This is a genomic window from Vibrio mediterranei, from assembly GCF_013364395.1.
GTDB classification, from domain to species: Bacteria; Pseudomonadota; Gammaproteobacteria; order Enterobacterales; family Vibrionaceae; genus Vibrio; species Vibrio mediterranei.
Map to the genome: position 1 here is coordinate 102249 of NZ_JABXGK010000002.1, position 22801 is coordinate 125049.

Sequence of the window (22801 nt, forward strand, 5' to 3'; positions counted from 1 at the left end):
TTCCTTATAATTGTGTTTTTGACGCTAACGGTTAGATACGTTGCTCTAAGGCAACTAGTTCTAAAAAATTATTAGCAATCAAACATTAAACGACATCCTATGTTTAATGTGGTGACTGAACTACTTTACTCAGCCTAGAGAAATAGACAACTAAACTTCTCTCCTAATCTGCTCTTAATAGGGAATTTTTCACAATGTTAAAAGCGAGATCAAAAAAGGCGAACACATGGTTCGCCTTTTTATTTGCTATACGCTAAAAGATGCGCCACAGCCACAGGTTGTGGTCGCATTTGGGTTATTCACGAAGAAACGAGAACCTTCTAGTCCCTCAGTATAATCAACCACACCACCAACTAAATACTGCAGGCTCATTGGATCAACCACTAGAGTTACACCACATTTCTCAATAGTCGTGTCACCTTCGTTCACGTTCTCATCAAACGTAAAGCCATATTGGAATCCACTACAACCGCCACCCGTAATATAAACGCGAAGCTTAAGCTGTGGGTTTTCTTCTTCTGCAATTAGGGTCTGTACACGCGTTGCCGCGGCATCTGAAAAATCTAAAGGAATAGCTACATCACTCACGGGAACCTCTCTTGCTACTCAATCGCAAATAACACCCTACCACAACCTAATGATGGGCAGATATCCCCTGCGATGAAAAACGACGGCCCAGTTGCTCACCAGACCTTGCATATAATTTTTAAAGTTATTGCACCAGATTATCTAATACCTGACTGCTTCGTTCAAGTATTACGCAAAAGCAAATTAGCTTTACAGCAGATTCAAACGCTAATTTACGAAAATGTGCTCAAAACACTACTAGAATCTGTGCGGAGATGTACAATGCTGCTCAACTTGGTCCGAACAAGCAAAGAGGAACTTTCCATGACCAAATCAGCTGAGCTGTATGAAAAAGCGCAACAGACCATCCCGGGCGGTGTTAATTCTCCGGTTCGTGCCTTCAACGGCGTAGGTGGTTCACCTATTTTTATCGAACGTGCCGATGGTCCATTGATTTTTGATGCTGATGGTAAAGCGTACATTGATTACGTAGGTTCATGGGGTCCTATGATTCTAGGCCACAACCACGCTGCAATTCGTGATGCTGTGATAGATGCAGCACAACGTGGATTAAGTTTCGGTGCACCAACTGAAATGGAAATCAACATGGCGGAATTAGTTCGCAAGTTGGTGCCATCAATGGAACAACTGCGCATGGTTAGTTCTGGTACAGAAGCAACCATGAGTGCGATTCGTCTAGCGCGTGGCTACACTGGTCGTGACAAAATTCTTAAATTTGAAGGTTGCTACCACGGTCATGCTGATAGTCTATTGGTTAAAGCAGGTTCCGGTGCACTAACACTTGGACAACCAAGCTCTCCAGGTGTACCAGCTGACTTTGCTAAATATACACTGACGGCACGTTTCAACGATCTAGATTCTGTTAAGGCTCTGTTTGAAGCAAACAAAGGCGAAATCGCTTGTATTATCGTTGAGCCTGTTGCGGGCAATATGAACTGTATTCCGCCAGTGGAGGGTTTCCATGAAGGTCTACGTCAAATTTGCGATGAGGAAGGTGCTCTACTTATTTTTGATGAAGTAATGACAGGTTTCCGTGTTGCTCAAGGTGGCGCACAGGCACATTACAACATTAAACCAGACCTAACCACGCTAGGTAAAATCATTGGTGGTGGTATGCCAGTTGGTGCTTTCGGTGGTCGTAAAGAAGTGATGCAATACATTGCACCGACAGGTCCTGTTTATCAAGCAGGTACGCTATCAGGCAACCCAATTGCGATGGCGGCTGGTTACGCTTGTTTGACGCTACTTTCTGAAGAAGGCAATGAAAAACGCCTAGCGAACAAGACTAAACAACTCGCTGATGGCTTTAAGCAACTCGCTGACAAACACGGTGTACCACTAGTCGTGAACCAAGTAGGTGGCATGTTCGGCTTCTTCTTCACTGAGCAAGAAACTATCACTTGCTATGAAGAGGTTGCTAAGTGTGATGTTGAACGTTTCAAACGCTTCTTCCACTTAATGCTAGACCACGGTGTTTACCTAGCCCCATCAGCATTTGAAGCCAGCTTCACATCGTTGGCACACGGCTCTAAAGAAATCGATGCGACATTAGAAGCAGCTGATCGCTGTTTCGCCATCATTGCTAGCGAGGCATAAGCAAGCATTGAAAAATATCTTAAGGGCTGATTAATCAGCCCTTTTTTATGCCTGCCAATTAAACAATGCCAGAATAATGAGCACTGCAATGGTCAGAGAAAACCAAGGAATAGCACGTTTTTGACGCTTATTCGGTTGACACTTCTTGTCGTCGCTACAACACCCCATATCCCCTCCGTAAAGCCAATGAATGAAAAGTAATTAACGTTGATCGATCAACATTTTGCGTCCATTATATGACCACTATAACTAAGTAAAAACGCCTCGTCTGTAGGTGTTTGTCATAAAGTCATTACCCCTTCTTTAAGAAGGTCTGAGGAAACGTTGTGAAGAATAAAATGAATGTGACTGCTAGCCACTGGGTACTGATCCTTGCCCTTCTGTTTGCAGCGTTTGCTTGTTATTTATTAGTTGAACCCTATATGAACTCCATTGTTATGGCGTTCATCCTTTCTCTGTTGATGTTCCCGATTCATGAGTGGATTGAGAGCAAAATGCCGAAGCACAAAAACGTCGTCGCCTTGCTCTCATGTATTGTATTGACGTTTATTATCGTTATGCCTCTACTTTTAGTGTTTAGTGCTATCGTTCAACAGGGTTCCGTGTTTTCTCAAAACATGTATCAATGGGTCACTGGCGGTGGTATTCAAGAGGTTATCGCCCACCCTTGGGTAAAGAAAGGGTTGTCTTTTATCAATGACTACCTACCTTTTGACGCAATTAACGCACAAGATATTGCTCAGAAAGCGGCTGAGTTTGCGACTTCGCTAGGTTCGAATTTAGTTGCGACTAGTGCAAAAATTCTTGGTGACGCAACAAACTTCCTGATGAACTTCTTCTTGATGTTATTTGTTCTGTTTTTCCTATTGCGTGACCACGACAAAATCATCGCTGCGATTCGCCATATTCTGCCGTTCTCGCGCAGTCAAGAAGATCGCCTCTTGAATGAGATTGAAAAAGTGTCGAAATCAGCGGTCATGGGATCATTCTTGACCGCGATAGCTCAAGGAGCTGCAGGTGGTTTTGGTATGTGGATGGCAGGGTTCCCTGGGCTGTTTTGGGGCACAATGATGGGCTTTGCGTCCTTTATTCCTGTTGTAGGGACCGCACTTATATGGATACCAGCTACCGCTTACTTGCTCATTACTGGCGATACCACATGGGGCTTGTTCTTAGCTGTCTGGAGCATCGCTGTCGTCGGCTCTATTGATAACGTACTACGCCCGCTGCTAATGCAGGGAAGTGCGGGTATGAATACTCTGATGATATTCTTCTCTCTCTTAGGTGGTATTCATCTATTTGGCTTAATTGGATTAATTTACGGCCCTCTTATCTTTGCCATCACTATGGTTCTGTTCAATATGTACGAAGAAGAATTTAAAGACTTCTTAGACGGACAAGATAACAGCTAGACACTTTTTTCAGGGAGGGCTTTGTGAGAGAATCCCCTCCCTTTTTACTTCCAGAGATAACTCGTCATGGCAACCTACATCGCACCTAGTCAAATCGCGGAAAGGCAACTCGAATACTTCGCACAAAAGCGTGTATTGGTCATCGGCGAAATAGAAGATCAGTTCCCTATCGAGCTTAGTAAACACTGCGACAAGGTGACAGTATTTACCAGTAATTACATCACCTACCGCATGTTAAGCTCTTCAAGTAAAATCACGACGTTGTTCGGCGCTTCATTATCGAGTGACATTGATGCCGATATGATTTTACTCTACTGGCCAAAAGCGAAAGCCGAAGCGCAAATGCTACTGGAAATGGCACTAGCAAAACTTGGCAATGACACTGAGATTGCTGTTGTCGGTGAAAATCGCTCTGGCGTAAAGAGCATCGAAAAAATGTTCAAGCCTTACGGACCAATGAACAAATATGACTCAGCTCGACGTTGCTCATTTTACTGGGGCATGTGTCAGTCAGCCCCCGAGTCATTTGAGCTTAAAAACTGGTTTAAAAGCTACCAAGTAGAGCTCAATGGATTACCCATCACAGTTAAAAGCCTGCCAGGCGTCTTCAGTCACGGTGAATTTGATAGTGGTAGTCAGTTGCTCCTAAACAACCTACCTGAACTGAAAGGTAAAGTGCTCGACTTTGGTTGTGGTGCCGGTGTTATTGGCGCTTACATGGGGCTAAAATATAACGATATTGAACTCAATATGTGTGATATCAATGCATTTGCCATTGAATCAAGCAAGCAAACTCTATTAGCGAATAATTTAGAAGGGCAGGTATTTGCGTCAGACGTCTACTCCGATGTCACCCCAGGACTCGACTTTATTATCAGTAATCCACCGTTTCACGCTGGCTTAGATACCAGTTATTCAGCAACAGAAACCTTATTGTCGGACGCACCTAACTATATGAATAGCAAAGGGCAGTTAATGATTGTCGCCAATAGCTTCCTCAAATACCCCCCTATTATTGAGCAGCAATTTGGTCACTGTCACACTGTCGATAAAAATCGTAAGTTTGCTATCTATCACGCAACAAAATAAGTCATCAAGAATCCAATTGGTTGGTATTCTCAACCCTTTCACCAACCAATTGAATTCATTTAAATAACTCGCTTCATTAGGCCCTTTCTTACACCACAAAGCTGATTGCATACGTTATTTTTGTGTTACTCAACACGGTTTATCGCCAACTTACTTGTCAAAGAAAAAAAAGTCATTAAATTGCTAAGGTTAACTCTTTCTTAATTCGTCATACCGAGAGCTAAGCGATAAATATGTTCAAGTTGTATCGAAAACAGAAATTCAAGCGGCTGCAAAACACCTTGATGATGGCTTTTTTGGTGCTCAGCATTACGCCCTTGACGGTCATCGCGCTATTCTTTCTCAACGCACACAGTCAGGATCTAAAAGATCAAAGTACCTCTCATCTGGTATCGATAAGAGATACTAAAAAACAGCAGTTGATCAACTACTTTCAAGCTCAAGAGTCTGAAGTCATGGGATTTGTACGTTCAGAGCTAGCTTATGCCAGTGGTGGGCGATTCTATGGACTGGTAAATGCGTTTCAGCGCCTCGGTGACGATATAGAACAAGCAAGAGAACATGCGCAAGAACGCTATATTCAAGGTTCAGGCAATCAAGTAAAAACCGCAATCCTTCCAGACTCTAGTAGTTATGTAGGAAGTGAACGCTACCGTCTTCTACACAAGCGCTATCATAGGGCGTTTATGGAGCACCTGAAACGCTCAGATTTTGATGACATCATACTGGTCGATCTTGCAGGCAACGTCACCTACTCCGTCTATAAAAATCGCTATTACGGCACAAATTTAGAAACGGGTGAGTTTTCAACTCAGATCCTTGGCGAAACCTTTGATCGTTTGAAATCTGAAGTCACTCACAAGCGTAAAGAAAACGAAGAGTACACCCCGGTTGTTATTTCCGATTTTGCCCTACAAGATGACCAACAGTACGCTTGGCTTGGTGCACCGATTATCCAGCAAGGTTATCTTCACAGTTATGCCATGTTCAGGCTTCCCATCAAGGGAATCACTAAACTCATCACTGACGGCAAACCAGATGATATTAAGCTGCTGCTGGTCGGTAGTGACCATGCAGCTAAGATACTTGGGCTTGAAAAAGACACCATAGACAACAGCAACGAAGTTATCTCACAAGCCTTATCGGGTCTCACCATGGTGGGTAGCTACACCAATGCCAAAGGCGAAGACTACTTTGCGGCATTCACTCCTATTCAACTCAATGAAACCAATTGGGCACTGGTTGCCGAAACACCAGAGGCCATCGCTTTTGCTAGCGTTAAGCAACTAGAAAAACTGTTTGTTATTGCAATGCTGACCGCGATTGTGCTGGTTGTCATTGCTTCACACTACCTTTCTAACTTTATTACGTCGCCACTGCTTAAGCTTACTTGGGCAGCCGAAAGAGCCTCTGGTGGAGACTTAGAACCTTCGATTATTAGCGCAGACCGTAAAGATGAGATTGGCCGATTGGCTCTGAGTTTCGAGCGTATGAGGCGCTCAATAAAAGAGAAGATCGAGCTCATTAAGAGTCAGAACCAAGAGCTAGAGCAGAATTTAGTCACGATTAAAAAGCAAAACGAAGAATTACAGCTAGCAAACAAGCTGAAAGATGAATTCCTTGCAACCACCTCTCACGAACTTCGCACTCCACTTCACGGCATGATTGGGATTGCAGAGGCAATGATCTCAGGTGCCAATGGACCAATCGGCGCCAACCATAAATATCAACTTGATATCATTGTTAACAGTGGCCAGCGCCTTGCTGGATTGGTGGATGATCTTCTCGATTATCACAAGATGCGTTACGGCAACTTAGATATTGAGCGTTCTGCTATCAGCTTAACCGGTGCAACACAGCTGGTCTTGGAGCTGTCACATCACTTGCTTGGTGAAAAGAAGATTCGAATTATCAATCAAGTCCTAGAACCATTGCCTTATGTCTCAGCCGACCCACAGCGCTTAGAGCAGGTACTTTATAACCTTGTAGGTAATGCCATCAAATACACCAATGAAGGTAAGATCGTATTATCGGCCACCGCCATGGATGATCATATTCGTGTACAAGTAGTAGATACTGGCCAAGGGATTCCTGCTCAGCAGCTTGAACATATTTTCGAGCCGTTAGTTCAAGCGGGTCATGATTCAGGTCATTATCGCCAAGGTGCAGGGCTTGGCTTATCGATAAGTCGACAGCTTATTGAGTTAATGGGCGGTTCTCTTTATGTCAGTAGTCAGCCTCATGTTGGCACCACGTTCAGCTTCACCCTTCCTTTAGCGACACAGGAAGAAATAGAGCAAATGTCTCAATTAGGACAAAATAGTCACTTCCATATCGCCGAGCCAACTGAGATCAATCCCGAAGAAGAGGAAGTCCTTCCAGAGAATCCTGATGGACCAGTGTTGCTTGTCGCGGATGATGAGCCAGTGAATTTACGTATCCTAGAGAGCTTTTTAAGACTAGAAGGCTATCAAGTGAAATTGGCCAAAGATGGCTTAGAAACACTGGATATCATTGAGCATGAAAAACCAGACTTACTGCTACTCGATATTATGATGCCTGGAATGAGTGGCTTTGAAGTGTGTGAAACCATTCGTGAACAATACGATCATGCCGCGCTGCCTATCATTATGCTCACTGCTTTGAATCAATCAGAAGACAGAGTTCGTGGTTTTGAGCTCGGTGCCAATGACTACCTTGCAAAACCGTTCAGTAAGCCGGAGCTAGCGGCACGTATCGCCGCTCACCTTCAAGCAAGCAAAGCTGAAGAGAGACGCGCCGAAAATCAACTTCTCAAGTATGAAATCAAGCAACGTGCGTTGGTTGAAGCAAGTTTGTTAGAAACACAAGGGCGTTTGATCGAGCAACTCGATAGTGCGCCGGAAGCGATTCTATGCATCCGAGAAGACCTCAAGGTACAGTTTGCTAACCAAAGTGCCGGACGTATGTTTAAACGCAGTGTTGAACAGCTCAAACGCTTCAATGTTGAAGAGCTAATTGCGCCTAAATTTATTCACTTGTCTCAGGAGCATTATTGCGGCGATATCGATATTTTTGTCGATGATGTACGCCAACATATAAACACCGATATTCTCACCTTACCCGAAGGTTCGGGGTTAAAGAGCATTTACATATTCGAACAAGGGCAGTCCCTAGATCAAACGCGCGTGAAGAACCTAGAAACCGCTATTGATGCGTTATCTCGATATGCGATTGAAGGTGATAAGGCGAAACTGCTGGAACTCAAAGAGCTGGGCGGAGAATTTACTCAATTAGCGGATAAAGCCGTCGATGAAGAGAAGTCTCGTCCTGAATTGATGCGCGAGTTATTGGTAGATACCATGACCAATGCGCTGGAGTATTGGGAAAGTGTTACTGGACAAAGCAAATTTGCCTTTGCTGAACAAAGTGGCTTGTGGCGTGTTTACTTAGACCGCAGCACCTTGCAAACGCGCACATTGGATAAGTATTTGCGCGTAGAGACTTTACCTAAAACACCTCGTTGGCGCACAGTACTCAGCTCAGTAGAATACATACTCGACCATTGTCACCGTCAAGGCCCAGAGCGTGACCATATTATTGCTCTGCGCGACAAGCTGCAAAAGTTGCTGACCAATTAGCCTAGAGCAAATCACTAACTCAGCGCATAAAAAAACGGCCACTCAAAGTGGCCGTTTTTTTATTCAGTATAGAGCTCTTAGCAAGCTCTATAATTCACCATTAAGCAGGCTCTTGAAAGATGACTGTGTCTGCTTTCTCTGTGTACTGGCCCATACGGTGGAAATTTAGATAGCGGTATGTATCTGCTGCCGTTGGGTCAATCTGCTTCATGTACTCTAGGTATTCTTCTTTCGTTGGAATCTTACCTAGGATTGCACCGACTGAAGAAAGTTCAGCTGACGCAAGGTATACATTAGCACCAGTACCAAGACGGTTCGGGAAGTTACGAGTCGACGTAGACATAACTGTCGCTTCGTCAGCCACACGCGCTTGGTTACCCATACACAAAGAACATCCCGGTGTTTCGATACGAACCCCAGCGCGACCAAAGATACCGTAGTAGCCTTCTTCCGTTAGCTGGTCACGGTCCATTTTCGTTGGTGGAGCAATCCATAAACGAGTATCTAGTTGACCATTGTATTTATCAAGCAACTTACCAGCAGCACGGAAGTGACCAATGTTAGTCATACAAGAACCAATGAAGACTTCGTTGATTTCTGTCCCTTGCACCTCAGAAAGTAGACGAGCATCATCTGGGTCATTTGGTGCACAAAGGATTGGCTGCGTCACGTCTGCAAGATCAATCTCGATAACATGAGCGTATTCTGCATCACTATCCGCTTGCATTAGTTCTGGGTTAGCCAGCCACTCTTGCATTGCAACAATACGACGTTCGATAGTACGACGGTCACCATAGCCCTCTGAAATCATCCACTTCAGCATAGTGATGTTTGAGTTCAAGTACTCTTCGATGGACTCTTGAGACAGTTTAACAGTACAACCTGCAGCACTACGCTCGGCCGAAGCATCAGAAAGTTCGAATGCTTGTTCAACAGTTAGATGTTCAACGCCCTCAATCTCTAGGATACGACCAGAGAACTCGTTGATCTTACCGGCTTTCTCAACCGTCAATAGACCTTGCTGAATCGCATAGTAAGGAATCGCATGAACAAGATCACGAAGTGTGATGCCTGGCTGCATTTCACCTTTAAAGCGAACAAGGATAGATTCTGGCATATCAAGAGGCATAACACCGGTTGCCGCAGCAAACGCGACCAGGCCAGAACCTGCTGGGAAAGAAATACCAAGAGGGAAACGAGTATGTGAATCACCACCTGTACCAACGGTATCAGGTAGAAGCATACGGTTTAACCAAGAGTGGATAACACCATCACCTGGACGCAGTGAAACACCGGCACGGTTCATGATGAAATCAGGCAGGGTATGATGAGTATTCACATCGACTGGTTTTGGATACGCTGAGGTGTGACAGAATGACTGCATTACTAGGTCTGCAGAGAAGCCCAGACATGCTAAGTCTTTCAGTTCATCACGCGTCATTGGGCCTGTCGTATCTTGAGAACCAACCGTCGTCATCTTCGGCTCACAGTAAGTCCCCGGACGAACACCTTCAACGCCACAGGCTTTACCAACCATCTTCTGAGCCAATGTATAGCCAGCATCTGACTCTTCAACAGCTACTGGGCGGCGGAAAACTTCTGACGGCTCAAGACCTAGAGATTGGCGAGCACGGTCTGTTAGACCACGACCAATGATAAGTGGAATACGACCACCAGCACGAACTTCATCAATCAGTACGTCTGTTTTTAGTGCAAACTCTGCTAGGGTTTCACCTGAGTCGTGGTTACATACTTTGCCTTGGTATGGATACACGTCAATCACGTCACCCATGTTCAGCTTAGTTACATCCACTTCGATTGGCAGTGCCCCTGCATCTTCCATCGTGTTGAAGAAGATTGGCGCAATCTTGCCACCCAATACATAACCACCAGCACGCTTATTTGGTACGTTTGGAATGTCATCACCCATAAACCACAACACGGAGTTGGTTGCTGATTTACGAGAAGAACCTGTACCAACCACGTCACCAACATAAACAAGTTGATGGCCTTTGCCTTTAAGTGCTTCAATTTGTTTGATTGGACCGATTGAACCTGGTTGATCCGGTTCAATGCCATCGCGTACGTTTTTCAACATCGCTAAGGCGTGTACTGGAATATCTGGACGAGACCATGCATCAGGTGCAGGCGACAGATCATCAGTGTTGGTTTCACCCGTCACCTTGAATACTGTCAACGTAATTTTCTCTTGTAGCTCTGGTTTAGACAGGAACCATTCCGCTTCAGCCCAAGACGTTAGAACTTGTTTTGCGTAGGCATTACCTGCTTTTGCTTTCTCTTCTACATCATAGAAAGCGTCAAACATTAGTAGCGTATGAGACAGTGCTTTAACGGCAATTGGCGCTAGCGCTGCATCGTCAAGCAAGGCAATCAGTGATTCAATGTTATAACCACCTTGCATGGTGCCTAGGAGTTCGGCTGCTTTTTCACGGCTCACTAGTGGCGATTCTACTTCGCCCTTAGTTACAGCCGTCAGAAAACCTGCTTTAACATAAGCAGCTTCATCAACACCAGGTGGAATACGGTTCTCGAGGAGGTCTAGAATAAACTCTTCTTCACCCTGAGGTGGGTTCTTTAATAGCTCAACAAGTCCAGCAACTTGTTCGGCATCTAGGGGTCTTGGGACAACTCCTTCGGCAGCACGCTCTTCGACGTGTTTACGGTAGGCTTCAAGCACGACTTTTTCCTCTCATTGCGGTCCCTCCTTAATAATTAGAATTAGGAGTGGACATCCTTGGAAACTTGGCTCTCCCTCGCCTTATCTCGTCATCAAGTAACTGAATCAGCAGTGCCAGAGAGGCCAAACTGTGGGGCGAAGGATAGCAAATTTAACGTTAGATTAAAATCTTATCATTTTGACCAACATTGCAAGTTTGAGTAAAAACAAGCATTTTGCGACTAAAGTTGCAGCAGGTCGCTGCAATACTACCCTTCATTTAGAGTATTTATATTCAACATAATCTGGAGTGATAATGACGTTTAATAAGCAGCTCCAATAATCAAATAGAACGAGCGCAACCCTGTTTCTACTTGACCATAAGACAGCATAATAGGCCCGACAGGAGAGTCTATGCCAGCAAAGACCGACCCTGCCAGATACAGTGGCGCATTAGACAACGAACGATCGCCATCCCAGACACCGCCATACTCAGCACTTGCTCCTAAGTAAACTGGGGATTGGAACATGCCAAAGTCGTTATCGAACCAGCGATAGCGATACACGAGACTACCATAGAGCTTGTTCTGGCCAATCAAACTGTTACGAGGAATACCCGACATATTCAAAAAGCCACCAAGTTCTCTTGGGCTCACTGGCAGTGAGTCGTTTTCCGTCTCGATCATTTCGTAATCGAACGAGCCGACTAAGGTATTACGATTAAAGGTTTTTGCATATTTAGTAGCAATGCTAATTTCGTATGCGTTATCAGAAAATTCTGAAGGTTCAGTTTGGATGTTTTGGTCGCCACTGTCTCTCGATAGCAAATACTCTAAATTCACCAACCAGCCTTTTGTCGGCAAACTATAATCATCTAACGTGTCCAGTTTGTAGTTGGCAAAAATACCTCGACGATCAAAATCAAACGTACCAGCAGAAGGTAAAGGTGATACATACGATTCACCAGTCGTATACCTTGCACCAATTTTCACTTCTTGCCATAGCGCTGGTTGATAACCAACCGCAAACTCTCCTTCCCACTCGCGATACGATACTGGAATAAAATCAGCATTGCCTTCAAGAGCTGGCTCCATGCAACCATCCCCGCTGGAGTTTAATTGACAGAGCACATTTCGCTTGTCGCTGTTGTAGCGAAGGCCACCTAACAAGAAAAAGTCTTGATTGAACATGAATGGCGAGTAGACCTCTGCTTCCACTCGCTTGTCAGTACCAAAGTCCGCGTTCACTCTCAGCTCTGCCCCGCGATCGTTCAAGTCGGTAAAGTTAGTGGTAACACCGATCGAATAGAAGCTGTTCGCATTGAAGTCTTCTTCAAGGTAGAAACGAAAGTCCATATAATTTGGACCCCAAGATTTCTCTTTTACATCGACAACAAGATCTGTTTCATCGCCTTTATCATCGTAACGGTATGTGATCAATTCAAAACGATCGAGCGCATAGAGCTCCTCGATATGCTTCTCTATCTCATCGGTTTCTAGAATCTCACCCGCTTCCAGCCCCAGACGGCTTTTGATTAACTCATCACTGTAGTGACTCTGGTTATTGATCACTATCTTATCGACTACGTTCTCATCACCGTACACCAACTTTTTACGTGCTAACTGTTTGGCATCGATGTAATGCTGAAACTTAGCACTGTTTACGGTCAGAGCTTTAAGCTGTTTCTCATTACGATAAGCCGCTTGATACCCTAAGTCATACGCTTTCGGCATCGCTGAAAAATCGGTGGTAGCGATCTGTCCCACATCTGGATGCATTAAGATGTCGTTGTCATCCAGAGCTTGCATTTGCTCTTCTGTACTGCGGCGTACCAAATAATTGGATAGCTGCTCGCCAACAGTTAAGAAGCTACTGAAATCCTCTCGGGTTTTGTAATCACTACTGATATCAACCGCGATGATAATATCCGCACCCATTTGCTTCGCCAGCTCGACAGGCATGTTATTGGTCACCCCACCATCAACCAGTAAATAGCCATCTAGCTCATAAGGAGGTAGTGCGCCCGGCACCGACATACTCGCCATCATTGCGTCCACTAGATAACCTTTATCCAGTACAACAGGCTCAAGCTTTAGTATATCCGTCGCTACCGAACGATAAGGAATGGCCAAGTCATCAAACGATTTAAACTCAGGAAGGTTGCCCGTAGTTTTGCGCAGAATGCGTAACATATTCTGGCCTTGTACCACCCCTTTTGGGGCTTCTATCGAGCCAAAATGTAAACCGATATCGGTGCGGATTTGATAGCGATCTTCCGACTCCTTATCGCGAACTCGGCGTTGACTGCGGCTAACGCGGTCGCGATATCCATTATTCCAATCCACGGTATAGATGAAGCTTTCAATCTCATCGGCACTCATCCCGGTAGCATAAAGGCCACCCACATAGGCCCCCATGCTCGTGCCCGTGATGATATCAACAGGAATCTGCATTTCTTCTAGTGCTTTTAGAACACCAATGTGCGCAGCCCCTTTCGCGCCACCGCCTGCCAAAACCAATCCTATCTTAGGACGGTCAAGTTCCTTTGCGTTGTTATCGGTATTTTCGGTTGCTAACACCCATCCACTGCTGGACAGGAGAGCGACGGCTACTAGCCACTGAGTCAGGCGTTTCACATTCATCCCTAAAAGCGCTTTTTATTATGGTTAATCCAATATATCAGGTAATTAGCAAATTCTCTTCATAATTAAACGTAGTTGAAATCACCAATCAAACAGGTTTTTTATCCACTGTTTGGGTTGGTTGTCACAGGACGCTTTGAGTTTTCCACCTTCATCCCAGACGGGTAATTCAAATTGGCTTCCGCAATCAAGTTCCAGTGCACCGCTACGCTGTTTAGAGAAACCAATCATGCTGATGTTCTTAGGCCAAGGTAATGTTAACTTCTCCGGAATTCGAGCTTTCAAATAGTCAGAATACACTCGTAATGCACCACTAGACCCTGTGAGTTTAGTCGACTTGTTATCATCACGCCCGACCCAAATTGTCGTTACCTCTCGTCCATCGACACCAACAAACCAACTATCACGAGTGTCATTACTAGTACCCGTTTTTCCTGCCAGTGCTGCCCATGCAAACTGACTATTCAGATAACGTCCTGTTCCCTCAGCTACTCCTTTTTTCATCGCAAAGGTGGTAAGCCATGCTGCTTGCTGAGGGACCTTCTGTTGGGCTTTTGGTAGAGATCGATAGAGCACTTCCCCCTCTACAGTAACGACTGAACGTAAAGCCGATAGCTCAGCTTGTCGTCCTGAGTTAGCGATGGTTTGGAACATCTGCGCCACTTGATATGGCGTCAACGACAGCGAACCAAGGAACATGGATGGAACAGGCCTGATCTCATTCGCATCTACACCTAAGCGCACTAATGTCTCGGAAACCGGCTTAATGCCGAGAGACATACCTAAGCGCACAGTCGGGACATTAAGGGATTTTGCAAGCGCTTGATAGAGCGGCACATCACCACGGAACTTACGGTCGTAGTTTCGTGGCTGCCAAACATTACCTTGACTGCCTTTCAATGTAATTGGAGTGTCTTTTAGAGTCGATGCCAAATCATAGCTCTGCGGCTGTTCCAACGCAGTAAGATAGACAGCAGGCTTGACTAACGAACCAATTGGCCTACTCGCATTCAACGCTCGGTTGAAACCACTGTAACCAGTACGCTTACCGCCCACCATAGCTCGGATCTCTCCAGTATTTCTGTCCACCGCAACAGCAGCCGCTTCAAGACCTTTACCGGATGTTTTCTCTAACTGAGGTACCCGCTTAGCAATGGCCTTTTCTAACTTGTCCTGTGAAACAGGATCCAGAGAGGTGTAGATTCGAATGCCTTTGCCACCACGTAGCTTATCGCCTAGCTTGCTATTCAGCTCACGGTTAAGCTGCTGAAAATACGCTGGTTGGCGGCTCGCAATTTGTGGATTGTTCTGCAAGTCGAGATCACGAGAGGCTGCCATTTCAAACTCACGTCCGGTCAGCATGTTCTGATCCATCATTAAACGCAGCACTAAGTCTCTGCGCTGCTTAGCTCGCTCTGGATGACGAATAGGGTTGTAGTACGATGGCCCTTTTACCATACCCACCAATAACGCAAGCTGGTCAATTCTCAACTCTTGTAGTGGCTGACCAAAATACAAACGAGACGCTAGCCCAAAACCATGAATAGCCTCACCGCGGCTTTGGCCAAGGTAAACTTCATTTAAATATGCTTCTAAGATTTGGTCTTTGCTATAGCGATAATCAAGAATGAGTGCGATAAACACTTCTCTTACTTTACGCCATAAGGTTCTATCACTGGTGAGGAACAGGTTTTTAGCCAACTGTTGTGTTAACGTACTGCCCCCTTGTACCGTACGGCCAGCACGAATGTTAGCAAAAAACGCACGTGCTATGGCAGTAGGAGAGATGCCATCATGTTGGTAAAAATCACGATCTTCCGTTGCTAATAACGCGTCGATCATGATTTCTGGAAATTGATCACGCCTTAAAAACAAGCGTTGTTCATCGGCTTTTTTCTCGAGCATCCCAAGCATCTTAGGTTCAATTCTTAGAAAGCCAAGATCGCCTTTCTTTTCCAACGACTGAATTCTAGACAATGACCCATCGTTAAAATACAACATCACATGACGATCGGGTTCTGGACCGTCGGCAAATTCGAAGGGACGGCGAATCAGTTCTATCTTGGTGGAAGACGAGGAATACTCTCCTGGATGGCGCGGTTGAGATACCTTACGATAGTTCAATACGTCCAGTTCATTACGTAGCTGAGCTATCGTGATGTTGTCGCCGACAGACAGATTGAGCACACGAGCATAAACCACTGTTGGCAACTCGAATAAATTGCCTTCAAAGCGCTCTTTAACCACTTGATCAAGATAGTAAAACACCGCGCCAAGAGCCACCACGCCAACCAAAGCCAGTTTCCAACCGATTGAGAACAGGCGTTTCCCCCACCCTTGTTTCGGTTTTTTCCGACTCGGCTTACGCTTAGGTTTGCTGCTTTTGGCTTTCGATTTAGGAGCCGATTTTGTGGTGGTCTTTCTTGGTGCTGGCTTTTTACCACTAGGTGCCAACTTTTTCGTTACTGTCATGAATTCAATTGTCTTTTAGTTTTACTCGTTGCCTGATGATTCATTGGGTCATCAGGCCAAGGATGTTTCGGGTAACGCCCCTTCATCTCTTTCTGTACTTCTTTGTAGGAACCTTGCCAAAATGCCGCCAAGTCTCTGGTTATCTGCAACGGACGTTGAGCTGGAGATAATAGTTCTAACACAATCGCTTGTTTACCTAGCGCAATAGTAGGTGATGACTTTTCGCCAAACATTTCTTGCAGCTTCACCGACAACGTCGGAGCTTCACCAACTTGGTAATGTATTTTCTTTCTTCCGCCAGAGGCAACCACCAAATGTGTCGGGAGACACTCATTGAGTCGTTGTTGTTTATCCCAACCTAAGCGGGCTTGTAATGCGGCCATTACATCCAACTTCTTAAGTTGTTTGGCATTCTTGATGCCAGTCATGAAGGGTAATAACCACGTCTCAAGCTCGTCGAACAATGCTTGCTCAGACATATCCGGCCAACCTTCATCTGGGAGCCAGTCCGAAGCACATATGACGCGCGTACAAAGCGCTTGCGCGTCAGAGCTCCAGTCTAACGCAGCTAAGCCTTTACGCTTAACATAGCCAAGCAGCGCAGCTTCAACATCCGCTTTTTCTGGAACGGGAATCTCTTTGTGATGCAAAACAATCGCGCCAATTTTTCGTTGTTCACTGGCAACTAAGCGACCTTTCTGATCATCCCAATCCACCACAGAGAGTTCATCAATTAATTGCGGTGCTGTTGTCGAAAGCAGCTCAATATCCAGCGGCAACGCCTTAAAAATCTGACTACTTCCCTGACCGGTTTTCATTAAATCAACAACGGCCAAGTAAAGTGACTTCGCTAATGGTTGCTGATTATCGACACTTGCTCCATGCCCATTTGCTAACAAATAGTGTCCCGATGCAGCACTGCGACTTGCCGCTATTCTATCTGGGAATGCGAGCACTGCGACAAATCCGAGTAAAGATTCATTCATCACCTCTAAAACAAAACGATGCGATAAACGTTGCGCCAATATAGAAGCTCTTTGGGAAAGAGGGCCACGGCGAGAGTGAGTGCCTTGCTGCCAGCGCGTTAATGAACGAGTAAGATCCAGCTCATTGCGTTCGGGCTCTTCAATCAGGCAGCATACGGCTATTGCCACATTGAGCGTCTTAGACCCTAACTGCTTAGCCTGTAGCAACATGCTAGCAAGGCGAGGCTCGACACCCAACTCATGAGCTTGATGTCCAAGTGCGGTTTGCTTGCCCTTCTCATCAATAAGTTGCAGCTTGATAAGAAGCGACTGGGCTTGCTGTAGATGCGTGGACTTGGGAGGGTCTATCCAAGCTAAATCCATTGCATCAGAGCAGCCCCACTTGGTCAGTTCTAATCGCAATGCGGACAAGTCACTACGTAGAATTTCTGGCGTACTTTGCTCAGGTTGTGAGTTGAACTGAGTTTCACTATATAAACGTACACAAAGCCCAGGCTCAATTCGACCTGCACGTCCTGCCCTTTGAATCGCGGAGGACTGTGCAATGCGGGTTTGTTCAAGTCTCGAAACACCGGTCTTTAAATCAAACCAAGATTGGTTTTCTAAACCCGAATCTACGACGAGGCGAATACCTTCAATGGTTAGGGAAGTTTCAGCGATATTGGTTGCAAGAACGACTTTTCGTGTCCCGGATTTAGCTGGCTGGATAGCCTTTTGCTGCGCTTTAAAATCCAACTGCCCATATAAAGGACAGACATCTGCTTCGATACCAGATTGGCTCAAAAGCTCTTCAACTCTTTTGATGGCGCCAACGCCCGGTAAAAAAGCCAGCAAAGAACCTGACTCACGTAGCATCAGGTTCTCTATTTGTTTTGCCATAAACATTGGCAGATTATCATTACGGCTCATTGGCACATAATGGGTTTCTACTGGGAAAGAGCGTCCACTGGATTCTATAAAGGTTGCTGTTGGTAATACACGTTGAAGGTCATTGGCTTCCAACGTTGCAGACATCACAATCAGCTTCAAGTCATCTCGCAGCGCCTCTTGGCTTTCAAGGGAAAAAGCGAGTGCGGTATCGGCATGCAGGCTACGCTCATGAAACTCATCAAAAATAATCGCTCCAATGCCCGTCAACTCAGGGTCGTCTTGCAGCATACGAGTTAAGATGCCCTCTGTCACAACTTCTAACTTTGTATCCTTGCTTACCTTACTCTCACCACGTACTCGGTATCCTACGGTTTGACCTACCGTTTCATTCCGCTGCGACGCTACGTACATGGCTATATTCCTCGCCGCAATACGTCGCGGTTCGAGCATGATAATTTTGCCGTCTATCAGTCCACTTTCAACAAGCTTTTCAGGAAAGTACGTTGACTTACCGGCACCAGTCGCCGCCTTGAGTATGATCTGATTCGATGAGGAAATCGCTTCAAATATTGAAGGCAACACTTGTTCTATAGGGAGCTGTGACAACGCTTTGACCTTATGTTGTAATGTGGCCACTCATTCTAATAAAAAATGGCCTCGAAATGCACTTTGATCCTCCTTTAAAGCAAGGAAAGCTAATAAAACGATACAAACGCTTTCTTGCTGATATCCATTTAAGCAACAAAGAACAGATCACTATCCACTGCGCAAACACCGGGGCAATGACTGGTTGCGCCGACCCAGACTCTACCGTTTGGTACTCCACCTCTGACAATGCAAAGCGAAAATACCCTAATAGTTGGGAGCTAACGGAAACCGTCTCAGGTCATAAAATTTGCGTTAATACGGTTAGGGCTAATACTTTAGTTGTTGAAGCAATAGAAAATGGCATTGTTGAGGAGCTTAATGGTTATCAATCGTTGAGAACCGAGGTGAAGTATGGTCAAGAAAACAGCAGAATCGACATTTTATTACAAGATAGTGATCGCGCAGATTGCTACATTGAAGTAAAAAGTGTCACACTGCTTGATGATGCAAGCACCACCGGTCAGGGCTACTTTCCAGATGCACAAACCACAAGAGGACAAAAGCATTTGCGAGAGCTCACAGAAATGGTTCAAACCGGACATCGAGCTGTATTATTTTTCGCTGTTTTGCATTCAGGGATTGAAAAAGTGTCAGCGGCACACCATATAGATGCGAAATATTCACAATTACTCAAGCAAGCAGAGGAAGCAGGGGTAGAGGTAATTTGTTACAAGGCAGCGTTTTTTGATAATGAAATTACGCTCTTATCGAAGGTCGATTTCAGCTAAAAGTGATTTCACTTCACATTGATAAGAACTTTAACAAACTTCATTTGCCACCAGCATTTCTTTTTGCTATAGATACCCGCCTTAAAATTAACTGTACGCACAGTTGACTAGGTGTAAGTAGGAGATGCTGCATGCCAGAAACTAAGAAAAAAGCGCTAGGCATCCTAGCCATTGCAGGTGTTGAACCATATCAAGAGAAAGCTGGTGAAGAATACATGTCACAAGCTCAAATGGATCACTTTACAAAAATTTTGAGCGCTTGGCGCAACCAACTTAGGGAAGAAGTTGATCGAACTGTGCACCACATGCAAGACGAAGCAGCTAACTTTCCTGATCCCGTTGACCGCGCGTCACAAGAAGAAGAGTTCAGTCTCGAACTTCGCAACCGTGACCGCGAACGTCGCTTAATCAAAAAGATTGAGAAGACACTAAACAAGATTGAAGAAGACGAGTTTGGCTTCTGTGAATCTTGTGGTATCGAAATCGGTATCCGTCGTTTAGAAGCTCGTCCTACTGCCGATTTATGTATCGACTGTAAGACTCTTGCAGAGATCAAAGAAAGACAAATGCAAGGCTAATAAGCGATAAGAAAAGGGAGCAAACGCTCCCTTTTTTGATCCACTACTTCATACGAAACTAATACTATGTACATAGGTCGATTTGCCCCCTCTCCCTCAGGTCCACTCCATTTTGGTTCCTTAATTGCCGCTCTGGGAAGTTATTTCCAAGCCAAAAGCCATTCAGGTCAGTGGTTAGTTCGAATAGAAGACATAGATCCTCCGCGTGAAGTGGCTGGAGCAGCCTCGCTTATCTTAAAAACACTGGAAGCCTATCAATTGCAATGGGATGGTGATGTTCTTTATCAAAGTTCTCGGTTGGACGCTTATCAGGCTCAAATCGACCATTGGCTTCATCAAGGGCAAGCTTATTTGTGTGAGTGCACCAGAAAGCAAATAAAAGCACTGGGTGGCTACTATCAAGGTACGTGTCGAGATAAAGCACTGAGTTCAAGCAATCAGTGCGCGGTCCGTCTCAAAATGCACCACCCGGTTGAATCCTTTATCGACCAACGATATGGCCAACTGGATATCCCTAAAGCTCTAGCTGAAGAAGACTTCATTATTAAGCGCCGTGACGGGTTGTTTGCCTACAACCTTGCGGTGGTGCTCGATGATATTTATCAGAACATCACTGAAGTCGTTCGCGGTGCTGATCTTATTGAGCCGACAGGTCGTCAAATCAGCTTATATAAGACATTAGACGTGGACCCAGTGAGCTACCTGCATCTTCCGCTGGCAATTGATGATAATGGCAACAAGTTATCCAAACAAAATCATGCCACCGCTATTGATTTCAGCAATCCAAGACCCACATTACTCAATGCAATGCGTTTTCTTGGTTTCAACATTGATAGCCATATTGAAACAGAAAACATAGAGACTATCATCCAGTGGGGCGTGGAAAACTGGCAGCTTTTACAACTGCCAAATAAGCTCAAAATCAAACCGCCATTCTCAAATGAGGCTCTCTAAGCTATCATAAGCGGCAAATTTCATGCGTCAGGCACGGAATGTACGCCAAAACTGCGTCATTTCGCGAACCTAAATTGCGTTAATATTATGAATAAAAAAGAAAATTCTCAAAAAGTTCAACCGGTCTATCACGAGCTTTCATTGCAGACTTATAGCCGAGACGAACACAACATCTCGCGCAAGCAGATCAGCGAAAATGCGTTAAAAGTCTTATATCGCCTTAATGGTGCAGGATATGACGCATATCTCGTTGGCGGCGGCGTGCGCGATCTGCTGCTTGGAGAACAACCTAAAGATTTTGATATAGCCACTAACGCAACGCCAGAGCAGATCAAAAAACTATTTAGGAATTGTCGTCTCATTGGTCGACGTTTTCGTCTTGCACACATTATGTTCGGTCGCGATATTATTGAAGTCGCTACCTTCCGTGGACACCATCAAGAACAAGAGAAAAACGTTTCTCAACAGAGCAAAGAAGGCATGCTACTGCGCGACAATGTCTATGGTTCTATTGATGAAGATGCAGAGCGTCGTGATTTCTCAATCAATGCGATGTATTACAACATCGGCGACTACTCCATTCACGACTATGCAGGTGGAATGGAAGATCTAGAAGATCGTTTAATTCGTCTTATCGGTGAGCCTGAAGTTCGCTACCGCGAAGATCCAGTGCGTATGCTGCGCGCTATACGCTTTGCTGCCAAATTAGATTTTGACATTGAAGAAGACACAGCAGCGCCGATTGAAGAACTTGCACCATTATTGCGTGATATCCCATCTGCTCGCTTATATGAAGAGTCATTAAAGCTATTACAGTCTGGGTATGGACTAGAAACCTATCACCTATTGAGGGAATACAATTTATTCCAACAATTGTTCCCAATCATAGCGCCGCACTTTACTGAAGAGTATTCTTCTCGCACTGAGCAAGTCTTAGACTTGGTGTTGGATGCTACCGATGAGCGCATCGAAGAAGGTAAACGCGTAAACCCTGCGTTTATGTTTGCCGCCATGCTTTGGTACCCAATGATGGAATATGCCACTCGATTAATGTCAAAAGGCATGTCTGAGTACGACGCTATCATGGAAGCTAGTAATAATATCCTCGATGAACAAGTCAAATCGACAGCGATCCCGCGCCGTCATACCGCAACGATTCGCGAGATATGGCAACTGCAATTGCGACTGCCTCGTCGTTCAGGCAAGCGAGCTTACCGACTGATGGAGCTTAACAAGTTCCGAGCGGGCTTTGATTTCCTCGAAATGCGTGGTGAAATTGAAGGCGGTGAAGTAGCTGCTTTGGCAAAATGGTGGGCAACGTTCCAATCAGCGGGTCGTAATATGCGTCAAGCCATGGTCAATGACCTTGGTGGTTCAAGCTCTCGTTCTGGTTCTCGTCGCAGAAGAACACCGAAGAAATCTAAGAGCGCTGAGTAATGATCACTTGTTTTATAGCGATTGGCAGCAATCTGTCAGATCCCGTAGCTCAAGCTAACGAAGCGATTGAAGCACTTAAGCACTTACCAAAGAGTAAGCTCACAATTTGCTCCTCGCTTTATAGCAGCACACCAATGGGACCACAAAATCAGCCTGATTATATTAATGCTGTCGCGCAAGTTTCTACCGAATTAACGCCACTTGAGCTCCTCGATTGCACACAAGCGATCGAACTGGAACAAGGGCGTGTCCGTAAAGATGAGAGATGGGGCCCAAGAACTCTTGATCTCGATATTATTCTTTATGGCAATGAGGTGATCGATTCCGAGCGCCTAACCGTTCCTCATTATGGGATGAAAGAGAGAGAATTTGTTCTCTATCCGCTTCTGGAAATCGCACCAAATTTACAACTCCCTGACGGGACTGAGCTCAAAACACTGGTGGACAATGTGTCACGTAATGGGCTCAGAGTTTGGCAATCGTAGCCAACCCCTAAGTAAGGAT

General features: G+C 45.2%; 14 protein-coding genes. 9 read left to right on the plus strand and 5 right to left on the minus strand.

The annotated features are described in order from the left end of the window. Positions 1-246 precede the first annotated feature (246 nt). Positions 247-588, minus strand: a complete 342-nt coding sequence (gene erpA, locus HOP38_RS13880; RefSeq protein ID WP_006072684.1) for an iron-sulfur cluster insertion protein ErpA — start codon at positions 586-588, stop codon at positions 247-249. 303 nt (positions 589-891) lie between these two features. Here erpA and hemL point away from each other — a divergent pair, with 303 nt between their 5' ends. The 4 genes from hemL to HOP38_RS13900 all read left to right on the plus strand — a co-directional run bounded on the left by hemL (position 892) and on the right by HOP38_RS13900 (position 8305). Further along, a complete protein-coding gene (gene hemL, locus HOP38_RS13885) occupies positions 892-2184 on the plus strand; it encodes a glutamate-1-semialdehyde 2,1-aminomutase (protein ID WP_006072683.1) in 1293 nt (430 codons plus the stop codon). Positions 2185-2522: 338 nt separating this feature from the next. Further along, positions 2523-3596 (plus strand): AI-2E family transporter, encoded by a 1074-nt coding sequence (locus tag HOP38_RS13890; protein ID WP_006072681.1) that lies wholly within the window; start codon positions 2523-2525, stop codon positions 3594-3596. 66 nt (positions 3597-3662) lie between these two features. Beyond that, positions 3663-4685: a 16S rRNA (guanine(1207)-N(2))-methyltransferase RsmC gene (gene rsmC, locus HOP38_RS13895; RefSeq protein WP_124940247.1), complete on the plus strand. Its 1023-nt coding sequence runs from the start codon at positions 3663-3665 to the stop codon at positions 4683-4685. A 233-nt stretch (positions 4686-4918) separates the two neighbouring features. Then, on the plus strand, positions 4919-8305 hold the full coding sequence (locus HOP38_RS13900; protein WP_198558302.1) for a response regulator: 3387 nt from the start codon (positions 4919-4921) through the stop codon (positions 8303-8305). Positions 8306-8405: 100 nt separating this feature from the next. Here HOP38_RS13900 and acnB read toward each other — a convergent pair whose 3' ends face one another. The 4 genes from acnB to hrpB form a co-directional block, all read right to left on the minus strand. Further along, the gene (gene acnB / locus HOP38_RS13905; RefSeq protein ID WP_038224012.1) at positions 8406-11003 is read right to left on the minus strand and encodes a bifunctional aconitate hydratase 2/2-methylisocitrate dehydratase; all 2598 of its coding nucleotides are present in this window, start codon (positions 11001-11003) and stop codon (positions 8406-8408) included. 302 nt (positions 11004-11305) lie between these two features. Next, a complete protein-coding gene (locus tag HOP38_RS13910) occupies positions 11306-13624 on the minus strand; it encodes a patatin-like phospholipase family protein (protein WP_124940249.1) in 2319 nt (772 codons plus the stop codon). An 81-nt stretch (positions 13625-13705) separates the two neighbouring features. After that, positions 13706-16096 carry a penicillin-binding protein 1B gene (gene mrcB, locus HOP38_RS13915; protein WP_198558303.1) on the minus strand — a complete coding sequence of 797 codons (2391 nt, stop codon included), beginning with the start codon at positions 16094-16096 and terminating at the stop codon, positions 13706-13708. Continuing rightward, positions 16093-18558 carry an ATP-dependent helicase HrpB gene (hrpB, locus tag HOP38_RS13920; protein ID WP_198558352.1) on the minus strand — a complete coding sequence of 822 codons (2466 nt, stop codon included), beginning with the start codon at positions 18556-18558 and terminating at the stop codon, positions 16093-16095. Before hrpB ends, mrcB begins: the two co-directional genes overlap by 4 nt. 56 nt (positions 18559-18614) lie before the next feature. Between hrpB and sfsA the strand changes: the two genes are divergently transcribed. The 5 genes from sfsA (at position 18615) to folK (ending at position 22782) form a co-directional block, all read left to right on the plus strand. Continuing rightward, the gene (sfsA, locus tag HOP38_RS13925; RefSeq protein ID WP_124940252.1) at positions 18615-19328 is read left to right on the plus strand and encodes a DNA/RNA nuclease SfsA; all 714 of its coding nucleotides are present in this window, start codon (positions 18615-18617) and stop codon (positions 19326-19328) included. A 131-nt stretch (positions 19329-19459) separates the two neighbouring features. Next, the gene (dksA, locus tag HOP38_RS13930; protein ID WP_006072667.1) at positions 19460-19906 is read left to right on the plus strand and encodes an RNA polymerase-binding protein DksA; all 447 of its coding nucleotides are present in this window, start codon (positions 19460-19462) and stop codon (positions 19904-19906) included. Between the two features lie 66 nt (positions 19907-19972). Further along, positions 19973-20860, plus strand: a complete 888-nt coding sequence (gene gluQRS, locus HOP38_RS13935; protein WP_198558304.1) for a tRNA glutamyl-Q(34) synthetase GluQRS — start codon at positions 19973-19975, stop codon at positions 20858-20860. An 87-nt stretch (positions 20861-20947) separates the two neighbouring features. After that, positions 20948-22297 (plus strand): polynucleotide adenylyltransferase PcnB, encoded by a 1350-nt coding sequence (pcnB, locus tag HOP38_RS13940; RefSeq protein WP_006072663.1) that lies wholly within the window; start codon positions 20948-20950, stop codon positions 22295-22297. Then, positions 22297-22782 (plus strand): 2-amino-4-hydroxy-6-hydroxymethyldihydropteridine diphosphokinase, encoded by a 486-nt coding sequence (folK, locus tag HOP38_RS13945; RefSeq protein WP_006072661.1) that lies wholly within the window; start codon positions 22297-22299, stop codon positions 22780-22782. Before pcnB ends, folK begins: the two co-directional genes overlap by 1 nt. The last annotated feature ends 19 nt before the right edge of the window (positions 22783-22801 follow it).

Coding starts and splice junctions, on each gene's coding strand:
- HOP38_RS13900 (WP_198558302.1), top strand. CDS start 4,919: ATGTTCAAGTTGTATCGAAAACAGAAATTCAAGCGGCTGCAAAACACC.
- hemL (WP_006072683.1), top strand. CDS start 892: ATGACCAAATCAGCTGAGCTGTATGAAAAAGCGCAACAGACCATCCCG.
- gluQRS (WP_198558304.1), top strand. CDS start 19,973: ATGTACATAGGTCGATTTGCCCCCTCTCCCTCAGGTCCACTCCATTTT.
- mrcB (WP_198558303.1), bottom strand. CDS start 16,096: ATGACAGTAACGAAAAAGTTGGCACCTAGTGGTAAAAAGCCAGCACCA.
- HOP38_RS13910 (WP_124940249.1), bottom strand. CDS start 13,624: ATGAATGTGAAACGCCTGACTCAGTGGCTAGTAGCCGTCGCTCTCCTG.
- sfsA (WP_124940252.1), top strand. CDS start 18,615: ATGCACTTTGATCCTCCTTTAAAGCAAGGAAAGCTAATAAAACGATAC.
- rsmC (WP_124940247.1), top strand. CDS start 3,663: ATGGCAACCTACATCGCACCTAGTCAAATCGCGGAAAGGCAACTCGAA.
- dksA (WP_006072667.1), top strand. CDS start 19,460: ATGCCAGAAACTAAGAAAAAAGCGCTAGGCATCCTAGCCATTGCAGGT.
- folK (WP_006072661.1), top strand. CDS start 22,297: ATGATCACTTGTTTTATAGCGATTGGCAGCAATCTGTCAGATCCCGTA.
- pcnB (WP_006072663.1), top strand. CDS start 20,948: ATGAATAAAAAAGAAAATTCTCAAAAAGTTCAACCGGTCTATCACGAG.
- HOP38_RS13890 (WP_006072681.1), top strand. CDS start 2,523: ATGAATGTGACTGCTAGCCACTGGGTACTGATCCTTGCCCTTCTGTTT.